Origin of the sequence: Klebsiella sp. CN_Kp106, from assembly GCF_040064575.1 — a bacterium.
Taxonomy (GTDB): Bacteria; Pseudomonadota; Gammaproteobacteria; order Enterobacterales; family Enterobacteriaceae; genus Klebsiella; species Klebsiella michiganensis.
In genome coordinates this window covers 168,715-182,267 of the sequence record NZ_JBEAIG010000068.1, presented here as the reverse complement: position 1 = coordinate 182,267, position 13,553 = coordinate 168,715, and the positions used below count along the sequence as shown (strand labels likewise).

At 55.1% G+C, this 13,553-nt stretch carries 16 protein-coding genes; 3 read left to right on the top strand and 13 right to left on the bottom strand.

The window, feature by feature from the left end:
* Positions 1-234 precede the first annotated feature (234 nt).
* Genes hemW through ABLU96_RS22960 form a run of 5 tightly spaced genes read right to left on the bottom strand, consistent with a single transcriptional unit; the run spans position 235 to position 3,545 of the window.
* Complete coding sequence (hemW, locus tag ABLU96_RS22980; protein ID WP_064404241.1) at positions 235-1,371, bottom strand: radical SAM family heme chaperone HemW; 1,137 nt, start codon at positions 1,369-1,371, stop codon at positions 235-237.
* Complete coding sequence (locus tag ABLU96_RS22975; protein WP_004854157.1) at positions 1,364-1,957, bottom strand: XTP/dITP diphosphatase; 594 nt, start codon at positions 1,955-1,957, stop codon at positions 1,364-1,366. Before ABLU96_RS22975 ends, hemW begins: the two co-directional genes overlap by 8 nt.
* A 12-nt stretch (positions 1,958-1,969) precedes the next feature.
* Entirely contained in the window at positions 1,970-2,260 is a 291-nt protein-coding gene (gene yggU, locus ABLU96_RS22970) for a DUF167 family protein YggU (protein WP_004854155.1), read from the bottom strand.
* Positions 2,257-2,823, bottom strand: a complete 567-nt coding sequence (locus ABLU96_RS22965; RefSeq protein ID WP_004105714.1) for a YggT family protein — start codon at positions 2,821-2,823, stop codon at positions 2,257-2,259. The genes yggU and ABLU96_RS22965 overlap by 4 nt, the downstream gene beginning before the upstream one ends.
* A 17-nt stretch (positions 2,824-2,840) precedes the next feature.
* Positions 2,841-3,545 (bottom strand): YggS family pyridoxal phosphate-dependent enzyme, encoded by a 705-nt coding sequence (locus tag ABLU96_RS22960; RefSeq protein ID WP_046877685.1) that lies wholly within the window; start codon positions 3,543-3,545, stop codon positions 2,841-2,843.
* Positions 3,546-3,561: 16 nt separating this feature from the next.
* On the opposite strand from ABLU96_RS22960, the gene ABLU96_RS22955 reads away from it, so the two are divergent.
* Both ABLU96_RS22955 and ABLU96_RS22950 read left to right on the top strand, forming a co-directional pair.
* Positions 3,562-4,542, top strand: coding sequence for a type IV pilus twitching motility protein PilT (locus tag ABLU96_RS22955; protein WP_025105940.1), 981 nt, complete (start codon positions 3,562-3,564; stop codon positions 4,540-4,542).
* Positions 4,543-4,890: 348 nt separating this feature from the next.
* Positions 4,891-5,544 carry a LuxR C-terminal-related transcriptional regulator gene (locus ABLU96_RS22950; RefSeq protein WP_014226837.1) on the top strand — a complete coding sequence of 218 codons (654 nt, stop codon included), beginning with the start codon at positions 4,891-4,893 and terminating at the stop codon, positions 5,542-5,544.
* A 55-nt stretch (positions 5,545-5,599) separates the two neighbouring features.
* Here ABLU96_RS22950 and ruvX read toward each other — a convergent pair whose 3' ends face one another.
* From ruvX to metK, 8 genes are all read right to left on the bottom strand, one after another.
* On the bottom strand, positions 5,600-6,016 hold the full coding sequence (ruvX, locus tag ABLU96_RS22945) for a Holliday junction resolvase RuvX (protein WP_014226836.1): 417 nt from the start codon (positions 6,014-6,016) through the stop codon (positions 5,600-5,602).
* Positions 6,016-6,579, bottom strand: coding sequence for a YqgE/AlgH family protein (locus ABLU96_RS22940; protein ID WP_014226835.1), 564 nt, complete (start codon positions 6,577-6,579; stop codon positions 6,016-6,018). The genes ruvX and ABLU96_RS22940 overlap by 1 nt, the downstream gene beginning before the upstream one ends.
* 176 nt (positions 6,580-6,755) lie before the next feature.
* Positions 6,756-7,703: a glutathione synthase gene (gshB, locus tag ABLU96_RS22935; RefSeq protein ID WP_014226834.1), complete on the bottom strand. Its 948-nt coding sequence runs from the start codon at positions 7,701-7,703 to the stop codon at positions 6,756-6,758.
* A gap of 20 nt (positions 7,704-7,723) precedes the next feature.
* Positions 7,724-8,455: a 16S rRNA (uracil(1498)-N(3))-methyltransferase gene (gene rsmE / locus ABLU96_RS22930; protein WP_032720268.1), complete on the bottom strand. Its 732-nt coding sequence runs from the start codon at positions 8,453-8,455 to the stop codon at positions 7,724-7,726.
* 91 nt (positions 8,456-8,546) lie between these two features.
* Entirely contained in the window at positions 8,547-9,254 is a 708-nt protein-coding gene (gene endA / locus ABLU96_RS22925; RefSeq protein ID WP_014226832.1) for a deoxyribonuclease I, read from the bottom strand.
* Between the two features lie 94 nt (positions 9,255-9,348).
* Entirely contained in the window at positions 9,349-9,849 is a 501-nt protein-coding gene (locus tag ABLU96_RS22920; protein WP_024274713.1) for a SprT family zinc-dependent metalloprotease, read from the bottom strand.
* Between the two features lie 75 nt (positions 9,850-9,924).
* Positions 9,925-11,319, bottom strand: a complete 1,395-nt coding sequence (locus ABLU96_RS22915; protein WP_004854145.1) for a sugar porter family MFS transporter — start codon at positions 11,317-11,319, stop codon at positions 9,925-9,927.
* Between the two features lie 377 nt (positions 11,320-11,696).
* Complete coding sequence (gene metK, locus ABLU96_RS22910) at positions 11,697-12,851, bottom strand: methionine adenosyltransferase (RefSeq protein ID WP_014226830.1); 1,155 nt, start codon at positions 12,849-12,851, stop codon at positions 11,697-11,699.
* Between the two features lie 467 nt (positions 12,852-13,318).
* On the opposite strand from metK, the gene ABLU96_RS22905 reads away from it, so the two are divergent.
* Positions 13,319-13,468: a hypothetical protein gene (locus ABLU96_RS22905; protein ID WP_155774231.1), complete on the top strand. Its 150-nt coding sequence runs from the start codon at positions 13,319-13,321 to the stop codon at positions 13,466-13,468.
* The last annotated feature ends 85 nt before the right edge of the window (positions 13,469-13,553 follow it).

Below are 13,553 nucleotides of genomic sequence, written 5' to 3'. Positions count from 1 at the left end.
TTATCCTTGTTGTCGTACATCTTTAAGCTGTCTGACTCACACTTTTTCGCAATCAGGCGATCAAATACGTATTTTTGTGCGGTAGGTTATATTTATTTTTAATAAATGAATGTGAATTTATTTTTATTGGAAATGTTGAACTGAGATGATTCGGAAATAACGATATTAATATTTCGGGAAAAGCGAATAATTAATTATCCCGTTATTTTTATAACGGGATAAGCATAGCGAGGTTTATTCGCTGAGGAATAATTCGAGAAGGGAGTTCAAAAAGAGCTTACCGTGCTCGGTAATCTGCCAGCAGCGCTCATCTTCCGTCAGATAGCCCTCAGCAATGGCGGCATCGATTTGCGGACGGATTGTACGCTCATCAAGCCCGGTGTAGCGGCTAAATTCATCTCGCGGCGCCGCTTCCAGCAGGCGGAAACGGTTCATAAAGAACTCGAACGGCTTATCCGCATCTTCCACATCATGCTGGCGCTCCAGATAACGGCCTTCCATATAGCCGCGCGGGTGGCGGGTTTTCGCCGTCCGCAGAATGCGCCCGTCCGGGAAGGTCACTTTGCCGTGCGCGCCGCAGCCAATGCCCAGGTAGTCGCCAAAGCGCCAGTAGTTCAGGTTATGCTGGCACTGATACCCCGGCTTAGCGTAGGCGGAGGTTTCATATTGTTGATAGCCCGCCGCGCTGAGCAGGCTGTGCCCCTGCTCATAAATATCCCACAGCGCGTCGTCGTCCGGCAGGGGCGGCGGACGCGAGCCAAACAGGGTGTTTGGCTCAATGGTCAGCTGATACCAGGAGAGATGCGGCGGATTGAGCGCAATCGCCTGACGCAGGTCGTCCAGCGCCTCTTCCAGAGACTGATCCGGCAGACCGTGCATTAAATCGAGGTTAAAGCTGCGCAGTCCCAGACCGCTTGCCAGGTTTGCCGCGCGTTTGGCTTCCTGTGGCCCGTGGATGCGCCCGAGACGCTGGAGCTTCTGTTCGCTAAAGCTCTGTACGCCGATGGAGATGCGATTAATACCCGCGCGCTGATACTCGACAAAACGATCCGCTTCTACGGTGCCGGGGTTGGCTTCCATCGTGATTTCCGCGTTGTCCGCCAGGGGAAGAGCTTCCCGCACGCCGTCGAGCAGGGTTTGCATCGCCGGGCCTGAGAGCAGGCTCGGCGTACCGCCGCCGATGAAAATAGTGCCGATTTCACGTCCCTGCGCATAGTGGGCGTCGGCCCGCAGATCGTTCAGCAGATGCTGAACGTAGTCGTCGTGCGGTACCTCGCCCTTCAACGCATGCGAGTTGAAATCGCAGTACGGGCATTTTTGCACGCACCACGGGATGTGAATATAGAGGCTCAGGGGCGGCAAATTAGCCATTACGTAAGGCTTCCAGTAACAGTTTGAGCGCGCGTCCGCGGTGGGAAATGGCGCTCTTTTCTTCACGGCTCAGCTCCGCTGCGGTTTTACCTTCCGTCGGAACAAAGAATATCGGGTCGTAACCAAAGCCGCCGCTGCCTGCGGCTTCGCGAGCGATGATGCCCGGCCAGCTGCCGTGGCAAACCAGCGGGGTGGGATCTTCCGCATGGCGCAGATAGACCAGCACGCAGTGGAATTGCGCCTGGCGCCGATCGTCAGGCACGTCGCGCAGCGCATCGAGCAGCTTTTCGAGATTGCGCTGGTCGGTCGCGTCTTCGCCGGAATAGCGGGCGGAATAGATGCCGGGCGCGCCGCCTAACGCATCGACGGCCAGACCTGAGTCATCGGCGATGGCCGGGAGGCCGGTAATCTGCGCGGCATGACGCGCTTTCAGAATGGCGTTTTCGATAAAGGTCAGGCCGGTTTCCTCTGCGGAATCCACGCCCAGTTCGGTTTGCGCCACGATATCGAGGCCAAAATCTGCCAGCAGCGAGGCCAGCTCGCGCACTTTCCCGGGATTGCCGGTGGCGAGAACAACTTTTTGCATATGAGATCCTGTTTATTCTTTCAGGGCGGCGACCCCATCGGGGATCTGCTGCGGATGAATGATTTTTATCTGTTTGTGGCGGCCCAGTTCGCCTTTCTCAATAAGCACCTGGCTTTTCGCTACGCGAAACTGTTTGGCGAGGAATTTTACCAGATGGGCGTTGGCCTGGCCGTCAACGGGAGGCGCGGTAATGGCGACTTTAAGCTCGTCGCCATGTAAACCAACGATGCTGTCGCGGCTGGCCTTAGGCTGAATATACAGCCGTAAGACCAACCCATCAGCGCAGGCTTCGACGGCACTCATAGCGCCATCCACAGCCCCGGAAGCAGAACGTTGCCGGTAGCCTGCAACAGTTCGGCGATACCCATGTTGATCACGTACAGCAGCAGAACCAGCACCATCGGCGAGAAATCAATGCCGCCCATCGATGGCAGCAGTCTGCGGATCGGACGCAGCAGCGGATCGGCCAACTGCATCAGGACATATTCCACCGGGCTGCGTCCCTGGCTTACCCAGCTCATGATTGCCATGAGCAGGAGAACCCAGAAAATCAGCGAGCCGACGGTTTTAATGAGGATCAGCAGCGCGGAGATCCAGATAATCGGCTGGAAGGTGACGACCATAAACAGCACGATAGCTTTCACGACGCAGAGAATAAAGGCGACCAGCAGGGAGGCGCTGTCGAGCGGCCCCATCGCCGGGATAATGCGGCGCAGCGGCCCAACGACAGGCTGCGTAGCCTTGACCACGAACTGCGAAAACGGGTTATAAAAGTCGCAGCGCGCCCACTGCATCCAGACGCGTAACAACACGACCATTGTGTAAAGCTCAATGACCGTTGAGAGCAGGAAAGTCAACGTCTTCATGGCGTTCCTCAGATTCCTTATTTTTTGCTGTAGTCGCGCGCGCCGAAAATTGCGGTTCCGATGCGCACCATAGTGCTTCCCGCCGCGATGGCGGCTTCCATATCATCCGACATTCCCAGCGACAACGTATCGACGGTAGGGTAGTGCGTTTTTAGCCGCGCAAATGCTACCGCCATTTGTTGGGCGACGGCAAACTGCCTTACATATTCTGACTCTGGCGCGGGAATGGCCATTAAACCGCGCAGCTGCAGATTCGGCAGTTTCGCGATCTCTGCCGCCAGCGCGTCCAGCTCGTCAACGGGAATGCCCGACTTGCTCTGCTCATCGCTAATATTTATTTGAATCAGTACGTTAAGCGGCGTCATTTGCGCAGGTCGCTGTTCGCTAAGGCGCATGGCGATCTTCAGGCGATCGACGGTATGGCACCAGTCAAAATGCTCGGCCACCAGACGGCTTTTATTGGACTGCAGCGGCCCTATAAAGTGCCACTGTAGCCCGGTTGCGCCCTTTTCCTGAAAGTAGCGGATTTTCTCCACCCCTTCCTGAACATAATTTTCGCCAAACGCGACCTGGCCTGCGGCCATCGCTTCTTCGATAGCGCCCGCAGGTTTCGTTTTACTGACTGCAAGCAATGTAACTTCTTCTGGAGCACGGCCGCAGCGTGCGGCAGCGGCTGAGATTTTGTCCCGGACCTGTGCCAGGTTATGCGCAATATCGTTCATATACCGAGGATGAGTTATGGAACTGGAAGAAATAGTGGCCCTTAGTGTAAAGCATAACGTCTCCGATCTACACCTGTGCAATGCTTCAACGCCGCGCTGGCGTCGCCAGGGCAAGCTGGAGCCCGCGCCGTTTACCTCTCCGGATATTGGCAAGATACTCGCTGATTGGCTCAACGCCGAGCAGCTCGCCCAGTGGCAGGCCTGCGGACAGGTCGATTTCGCGCTGGCTCCGGCCGGCGGACCGCGCCTGCGCGCCAGCGCATTTGTCCACAACCGCGGTCTGTCGCTGGCCCTGCGTCTGCTGGCGGAAACCTGTCCGCAGCTGGCGGATCTCGGCGCGCCGGCCGCCTTAACGGAGCTGCTCAATGAGGAGAGCGGGCTTATCCTGGTCACGGGCGCCACCGGTAGCGGGAAATCCACCACCCTGGCGGCGATGGTGGGCTATCTTAATCAGCGCCTCAATGGCCATATCCTGACGCTGGAAGATCCGGTTGAGTTTATTCACCGCAGCGAGCGCTGCCTGATCCAGCAGCGGGAAATAGGTCGCCACTGCCCCTCATTTGCCGCGGCCCTGCGCGCTGCGCTGCGTCAGGACCCGGATGTCATTCTGCTAGGGGAACTGCGTGACAGCGAAACGATCCGCCTGGCATTGACCGCGGCGGAGACCGGACATCTGGTTATGGCGACGCTGCATACGCGCGGCGCGGCACAGGCGGTTGAAAGGCTGGTGGATGTTTTTCCTGCCCATGAGAAAGAGCAGGTTCGTAGCCAGCTGGCGGGAAGTTTATGCGCGGTGCTGGCACAAAAATTGTTTCCGGATACTGCTGGCGGAAGAGTTGCGCTATACGAGCTTTTGGTTAATACCCCGGCGGTGGCGAATTTGATCCGCGAGGGGAAAACGCATCAGCTGCCCGGCGTGATGCAAACCGGGCAGCAATTCGGGATGCAAACTTTTACGCAAAGCTTTCAGCAACGTACGGCTGCGGGTCTTTTATAGCTGCATCTTTTATATTCAGACATCATACCAATGGCTTGTTATGATAATGTTTTATTAATGTTTGGTATCATTATTTTATATTACAAATAAGTACCTAAAATTAAGCCGAATAATGCACGCTATGAAAAACGAATTGACATAAACCTCCCATAACCAGGAAAAAAGTTTGATAATCTTTTGACTCTCTTAAGGCATTCGATTTATGCTGTTTACAGGGATAGGAAAATTCCCATGGAATAATGTTTCAAGGTGTAAGTTTGGTTTGAATTTATAAATACACCAGCGATCGTATTCTTGTTAATTCATTTAACCGCTATGAAGGCGGGAATCAACTAAGGAGAGTTTTAAGTGATTAATTTATCTGAGAATTCGGCTTTTTCTCACCAGGTTACTTTTATTACTCACCCCTCTATTCAAAGCAAAGCATTCGCAACCTGGCTGGCTGAGAAGTTATCTGCATCAGTCGTTCTGCAAAATATTAACAAACCCCTCGCGCAGCGTCTTTTGAAAGATTCTGTAATATTATTTGATATTGCAGTTTCAAATAAAAAGTTGAATAGCGTATGGCGTGACATTATTCGTCTGCAGGCGGATAACCCCCGTTTATTGATTATCAATAGCGCGCAAAAGTATGAGCTCTACGAAATGGCGCAGTGGCCAGCGCTGTACGGCGTTTTCCGTCATGACGATGATGAATCGCGCTTAATTGAGGGCGTTAAGGCTGTGCTGAACGGCGAACAGACGGCTGAATTGAGCGTGATGCACCCGGCGATGTATGCTGCGGATCATGTATCGGCGCCTGCGGAAAATTCACCGCTGACCGAGCGTGAATGTGAAATCCTGAATGAACTTCGCTGCGGGGCGACCAATCTGGATATTGCCCGCGCGCTGTTTATCAGTGAAAACACGGTGCGTACCCATCTGTACAACGTGTTCCGTAAGCTAAGCGTGAAGAACCGGACTCAGGCGGTCAGCTGGGCGAATGAGCATTTGCGCCACTAAAAATGAAATCAGGATGATGGCGCCTGCCGCTGCGGTAGGGCGCCATCATTGATGTTCAGAAACTTTGCTCGAAGTAGCTTTCCAGAATAATGACTGCAGAAGCGGAATCCACGCTGCCTTTATTGAGCGCCCGGAATCCACCGTGTTCGAATAGCCCGGCTCTGGCTTCAACCGTGCTCAGACGTTCATCATGCAGGGTTATTTGCACGCCGAAGCGGCCGTGGATTTTATTCGCGAAGTTGCGTGCGCGCGCGGTGAGGGGCTGTTCCGTACCGTCCATATTCAGCGGCAGGCCGACAATCACGGCTTCGGGCTGCCACTCTTTCAGCAGCTTTTCGATAATATTCCAGTCAGGCTTACCGTCCTGCGCTTTCAACGCGGGAAGGGGGCGGGCAGTGCCTGTGATGCGCTGCCCTACGGCGACGCCAATGCTTTTGGTGCCAAAATCAAAGCCTAAAAAAGTGCCGCTCATTACGCATGCCCCGCTTCGGCTGGCATCGTCACGATATCGATGCCAATGAGCTTCGCAGCATCGCGCCAGCGGTCAGCTATCGGCGTGCTGAACAAAATATTCCGATCGGCCGGCGCGGTGAGCCAGGCGTTATCCAGAATCTCTTGCTCCAGCTGGCCTTTCTCCCAGGAGGCATAGCCCAGCGCAACCAGCACGTTGTCCGGCTGTTTATCCGTACCTAGCGTTTCGAGCACGTCGCGGGAGGTGGTGATCACCGTGTTATCGGAAATACGAATGCTGGAAGAAAAGTCGGAAGGCGGCGAATGCAGTATAAAACCCCGATCCTCGGCCAGCGGGCCGCCAACCATCACCGGTTTATCCAGGCGAATCTCGGGATTGCGCGGTTCAGGCGTGATTTTTAACTTCTCCAGGATCCCTTCAACCTGCAGATTTTCCATCGGCTTATTGATGATGATGCCCATGGCACCGTCATCGTTATACTCGCAGATATAGACTACGGAGCGACGGAACATCGGGTCCTGGAGAGCAGGCATGGCAATTAGAAAGTGATGCTGTAAATTCATTGTCAGAGGTTCTGTTCCTGGTTCAAAAAAGCAGCACCCAGTATGCGGGTAAAGCAAGGGAGTGTCGATTCACTTTATCTTGCAGGCTCAAGGCGCGTTGTCGGTATGAACCTGAGCGTGAATCTCCTGAGCTGGCTCCAGGCTACAGGCGCTGGCCTGTAGCCTGAATAAGCGCTTTATTTATTGAGGCGCTTCTCGATGGCATCCATCAGCATCCCGGTAATGGAAATCGGGAAGGCGGCTTCGATTTCACGTACGCAGGTGGGGCTGGTGACGTTAATCTCCGTCAGGCGATCGCCAATGATATCCAGACCGACGAAGATTAAGCCTTTGGCCTTCAGCGTCGGGCCCACGCGGCGGGCGATGGCCCAGTCGCTTTCGGTCAGCGGGCGCGCTTCGCCACGACCACCGGCCGCAAGGTTACCGCGGGTTTCGCCGCCCTGCGGGATACGGGCCAGGCAGTAAGGAACCGGCTCGCCGTCAACCACCAGCACTCGCTTATCGCCATCTTTAATGGCCGGCAGATAGTTCTGCGCCATGCAGTAGCGGCTGCCCAGCTCGGTTAGCGTCTCGGTAATCACGCCGAGGTTGGGGTCACCCTCTTTAACGCGGAAAATGGAGGTGCCGCCCATACCGTCCAGCGGTTTGAGAATGACATCGCCATGTTTTTCCCAGAAGGCTTTCAGCTGGGCTTTATTACGGGTGACCAGCGTTTCCGGAGTCAGCTCGGAGAACCAGGCGGTAAACAGCTTTTCGTTACAGTCGCGCAGGCTCTGCGGCTTATTGACGATCAGCGTGCCTTGCTCTTCGGCGCGTTCGAGGATGTAGGTCGCGTAGATAAACTCGGTATCGAACGGCGGATCTTTACGCATCAGAATGACATCAAGGTCCGCCAGAGGCAGATCCTGTTCGCCGTTGAACGCGTACCATTTATCGTAGTTCTGCTCGACGCTCAGCTTACGCGTACGGGCGCGGGCTTCGCCGTTGATTAAGTACAGATCGTTCATCTCCATATAATGGAGTTCATAGCCGCGACGCTGCGCCTCCAGCAACATGGCGAAGCTGGTGTCTTTCTTGATGTTGATGGTTGCGATGGGGTCCATCACGATGCCGAGCTTAATCATTGTTCTTCTCCGTTAACGCTTCAACCTAAGTCGCCAAAACGCACCTGCAGGGCGGTAATGGCAGTGAGCGCAGTTGTCTCTGTACGCAGAACGCGCGGTCCCAACAGGATATCAGTAAACCGGTAGCGAGCGGTCATCGCTATCTCTTCTGCCGAAAGCCCGCCTTCCGGGCCAATCAGCAGCCGGATACGTTCGACCGGCAGCGGCAGCGTATTAATGCTGGCGCTGGCGCGAGGGTGCAAATTAAGCTTCAGGCCCTCGTCCTGCTCCGCGCACCAGGCTTCAAGCTGCATGGCAGGGCGGATCTCCGGCACCACGTTGCGGCCGCTTTGCTCGCAGGCGGCAATAGCGATTTTTTGCCACTGCTGGATCTTCTTCTGCAAACGTTCGGCGTCCAGTTTAACGCCACAGCGCTCGGAAAACAGTGGCGTTATGAGGCTTACGCCAAGTTCGATCGATTTCTGGATGGTGAATTCCATTTTTTCGCCGCGGGACATCACCTGGCCTAAATGGATATGCAGCGGGGATTCACGGTTATCCATTTTGCTGCTCTGAACGTCAACCAGAACGTTTTTCTTACCTGCCTCGACAATGACCGCCTCGAAGACCTGATTGCTGCCGTCAAAAAGCTCAATTGTCTGGCCTTTACCCATGCGTAAAACGCGACCGACGTGGTTGGCCGCGTCGTCGGAAAGGGCTATCTGGCTACCCGTGGTAATCGGTTCCGGGTGATGGATGCGAGGAATGCGCATGCTTGATATTCCGTTCTTTGCGCAGATATTCTCCTCCCCCGTGGCAGGGGAAGGAGTGAAGCTGCAAATTAACAATTGCCGCTAGTGTAGGTTAGCTCTTTTGCGCCTGGCAAGCCTGCAGGACGTAAGGATTATGGTTGCCCTGAACTTTTGCAATACGCGCGTCGCGTTCGCACTCCCAGGTTGTTACCGGGTACAGCTTATCCCAGGCGGTAAACAGCTGGGTTTGCTGGCGGGAAAGATTGAGCTGGTAGCGGTCGCGCATATAGAAGTAGGTTCTGGCGATAGCGCCCCGGGCGCGAGCCGGCGGCTCGGCAACTTTATCTTTAAAATCAACCTTCATCGCGCACTGGCCGTACTGGCCTTCGCCGCCGTTCCACTGGCTGTACATAAAGTTGGCGCGGTCGCCGTTGACCTCACCGACCGCCGGCTGCAGGTTATGCATATCGCTTTCCATCTTGCGGTATTCCGGATCTTTAGCGCAGTTTTTGCGCCCGCCGTCCTGCCAGCACTGACGCTGATGGCCAAACTGCCACGCGGGAACCACATGCTCCCACTCGACCCGGCTGGCGCGATTTTCATTTTTACGCACTTTATAGCCACAAGATTCCAGGTCGATAACCCCCTTTTTTCCCTGCCAGTTGATTTTACAGCCGCAGTAGAAATCGCCGGGGGCGTCGGCATTGACCTTGACCCCAGCGGTCTTGGCCTGAGAAAAACTGTTGATTCCTTCCGCTGCAAGCGGGGCGCATACCGCCGCGCTGAGAAACGCGGCAGCAAAAATATGAATACGGGACATCGTTAACTCCGTGTCAAAACGAGCCCGCAACGTATCGAATGTGATTGCCAGACGCAATCAGTCAGATCAGAAAATTTCCAGTTATTTCCGGAGATTACTTTTCCGCCACCAGAACATCTCCGCAGCGCACGCAGCGATAGGTGGCCTCCCCGCGCATCACGCGATTATGGCGGCGGACGGTAAGCTGGTGCTGCTGGCACTGGCAGCGGTAGGGGAAGGTATTTTTACGCACTGAATCGAGTTCGAAACGATGGGTGCGCAGAGCCGGAACGCCCAGCACGCTTTCCATCATCCATTTCCACTCTTTGCCGTGCGGCGCCACGCGGCCAAAGTGCTTCCACACCAGCAGGTGGGCCAGCTCGTGCGGCACGACTTCATCAATAAACGCCTGCTGGTTTTCCAGCAGTAGCACCGGGTTAAGGCGGATTTCATTTTTCTCCAGCCAGGCGGTACCGGCGGAGGTTCCCCGCTGCTGATAAACCAGCACCGGTTCAGGATAATGTCGTCCCAGCTTGAGGTTCGCTTTGGCAAGATTTTCCCGCAGGCTGCGCATAACGGCCTGTTGAAGGGCAATGGGAATTCGGGGTGTTTTCATAGCGCCAGAGGATAGTGCGGCGGGATGAGGAGAGCAAGAAGAAGCTTCCTCCCGGGAGGGAGGAAGCGGGTTAGTCTAGTCGCGCGCGCCGATTTCGCGCAGCTTACGGCCTTTCATCAGGTTACGTTCGATATGTTCCAGCGAAACGTTTTTGGTTTCCGGGATCAGCCACAGGGTCAGGAAGATGAACAGGATGTTCAGGCCGCCATAGACCCAGAAGGTGTTGGCGCTGCCCAGCGAGTTCAGCATGGTCAGGAAGGTCGCGCCGACGATCATGTTGGCAATCCAGTTGGTGGCCGTTGAGCAGGTGATACCGAAATCACGCCCTTTCAGCGGCTGGATTTCGGAGCACAGCACCCAAATCAGCGGGCCGGCGCTCATCGCAAAGCCAACGATAAACATCAGCAGCATCAGGACGGCAAAGTACTGCGCCGTGGCGGAGTGGATGCCGATATGCATCATGCTGCCCAGTACGCCCATGCCGAGCGCCATAACGATAAAGCCGAGGATCAGCGTCGGCTTACGGCCCCAGCGGTCAACCAGTCCGATGGCGATAAAGGTCGCCAGAACGTTGGTCAGCCCCACGATGACGGTTCCCCACATCTGTTCGGTGGTGTTGGTATAGCCCGCCAGTTCAAAAATCTTCGGCGCGTAGTACATGATGACGTTCATACCGGTGAACTGTTGCATCACCTGCAGCAGGACGCCGAGGAATACCGCACGGCGGAAGTTGCTGTTTTCTTTAAACAGCGACCAGCCGGACTGTTTTACCTTCAGGCTTTCGCGGATCTCATCCAGCTCGCGTTTCGCTTCAGCGCTGGTGTCGCGCAGGCGCAGCAGGACGCGTTCGGCGTCGACAAAGCGGCGCTTAGCGGCAAACCAGCGCGGGCTGTCAGGCAGGAAAACCACGCCAATCAGCAACAGCACCGCCGGGATAATAATCACCCCGAGCATCCAGCGCCAGGCGCCGCTGTAGCTGAATGCCGTATCGGAAAGATAGGCGCCGAGAATACCAATGGTAATCATCAGCTGATACATCGAAATCATGCTGCCGCGGATTTTTTCCGGGGCGATTTCAGACAGATACAGCGGGGCGGTGTAGGAGGCGACGCCCACGGCCAGGCCGAGCAGCACGCGGGAGAGCAGCAGCACTTCCACGTTCGGTGCGGCGGCGGAGAACAGCGAGCCGGCAACGAACAGGATGGCGCCAATCATCAGGCTTTTTTTACGCCCGAGTTTGAAGGAGAGCCAGCCGCTGCCCACCGCGCCGACGGCGGCGCCGAACATCATAGAGCTGACCACCCACTCCTGAGTGTGGGCGCTTATCTGGAACTCGTTGGCAATAAAGGGTAAGGCACCCGCAATAACACCGATATCAAGGCCGAACAGCAGGCCAGCCAGTGCGGCAAGGAAACAGACAAAGAACGTCATCGTCTTGTTGGAACGCCCTTGTTTTTTGTTGTCAGGCATAACGCCCTCCGGTTGAGTTATTGATCTTGTCGATGCGTAGGGTAGGTAAATACGTCGTAAAAAAATGTGATAGTAATCACGGCCGTGTAATCGGTTACACTAGAGTAAAGAAACGTAATGACTATAAACGCATTTAAATCAGTATATTAATTAAGTTTAGCTCAAGAAATTAAAAGCGCTAATCGGACTTTACTGAAATATTGTGTAACAAAGTGAAGTCTTATTACATTTTGCATGCAATAACGGAAAAGGTTTGCTCTGCATATGATGTAATCGCTTCCATAAAAGGGAGTTGCAGGCGGTATGCCGGGCGGCTGAGGGGCGTAAAATAAAAAGGCCAGCGCGAGGCTGGCCTTGAAAGCGAGGAGAGCGGCGTCTTATTTCAGACCGGACGCTTCGCGCAGCTGGGCCGCTTTGTCGGTTTTTTCCCACGGGAAATGCTCGCGGCCAAAGTGGCCGTATGCCGCCGTCTCTTTGTAGATCGGGTGCAGCAGATCCAGCATCTGAATCAGGCCATACGGACGCAGGTCAAAGAACTCGCGCACCAGCAGGGTCAGCTGCTCAGAAGGCACTTTTTCGGTACCGAAGGTTTCAACCATGATTGAAGTTGGCTCCGCCACGCCGATGGCGTAGGAAACCTGGATTTCGCAACGATCGGCCAGGCCGGCGGCAACGATGTTTTTCGCCACATAGCGCGCCGCGTAGGCCGCAGAACGGTCCACTTTAGACGGATCTTTACCGGAGAACGCGCCGCCGCCGTGACGAGCCATGCCGCCGTAGGTATCAACGATGATTTTACGCCCGGTCAGGCCGCAGTCGCCCATGGGGCCGCCGATAACAAAACGGCCGGTTGGGTTGATAAAGAATTTGGTTGCGCTGTTCAGCCACTCGGTCGGCAGAACCGGTTTGATGATCTCTTCCATCACCGCTTCCTGCAGCGATTTCTGATCGATGCTTTCGGCGTGCTGTGTGGAGAGAACGACCGCATCAATACCGACAACTTTGCCGTCGTCGTACTGGAAGGTGACCTGGCTTTTCGCATCCGGGCGCAGCCACGGCAGGGTGCCGTTTTTACGCACTTCAGCCTGACGCTGCACCAGACGGTGCGCATAGGTGATCGGCGCCGGCATCAGCACGTCGGTTTCGTTAGTGGCGTAGCCAAACATCAGGCCCTGGTCGCCCGCGCCCTGTTCCAGCGGATCGGCACGGTCAACGCCCTGGTTGATGTCCGGAGACTGTTTACCGATGGCGCTCAGCACCGCGCAGGAGTTGGCGTCAAAGCCCATATCGGAATGCACGTAGCCAATTTCACGGACCGTGTTGCGGGTGATCTCTTCGATATCAACCCATGCGCTGGTGGTGATTTCACCACCGACCAGAACCATACCGGTTTTGACGTAGGTTTCACATGCTACGCGCGCTTTCGGATCCTGTTCGAGGATCGCATCCAGCACGGCGTCGGAGATTTGGTCAGCAATTTTGTCGGGATGCCCTTCTGATACGGACTCTGACGTAAAGAGGTGTTTTGCCATGTTTTATTTCACCTGTGGACGATTCGGGTAGCTCATACTGTTGTGTAGAATGGCTTTGACGGATGACTCTACCAAAGCTTGCAGGTAGTGACACGAGCAGTCTGAGTGTTAATCAGTATAGATGGATTAACTTCTGGACGGCTATTTTAGGGCAGTTCTTGACCCCATTTCCAGCCTTTTTTGATATTCGTCGCATTTATAGAAAAAGGGCAGTGGCAATTTTTCCTGACAATACCCGGCAACGCGCATATTTTTATTTTGCTTTTTACCCCGCTTCTCGGTATAAAACGCCGCGCGCGGCTCATTAAAACAGCGCACGAGCACTCACCTCGTGACGCCACTTCCAGCCGGGTTAAGCAGTCTCTATTGACAGAGTCCCGCAGCGGCGTTTTCGCTGGCTGTCCGGAACCTATAGCTTTGGCTTGTCGCTGGCCCGACTCGGGGCAGTGTGGAGGTGATACCAGATAATGAACCCACGTTTTTCGCCTGATTCGTCGCGTCGTTCCGTCGCGCGTCACTACTCCTCAATCCGCATCTCTCTCATGCAAACCAGCCGATGTTCTACCCATCTCGGCGCTTCTCAGGATTCCCGGGCCGGCAGGCTGCTGGAAAACTGAACAAGGGCGCTCTTGCGATAGCAAGGGTTTTCTCGTGGTTTCTCCGGACTGTCATACTCCGTTCGGGTACGTGTTTTACGATGAT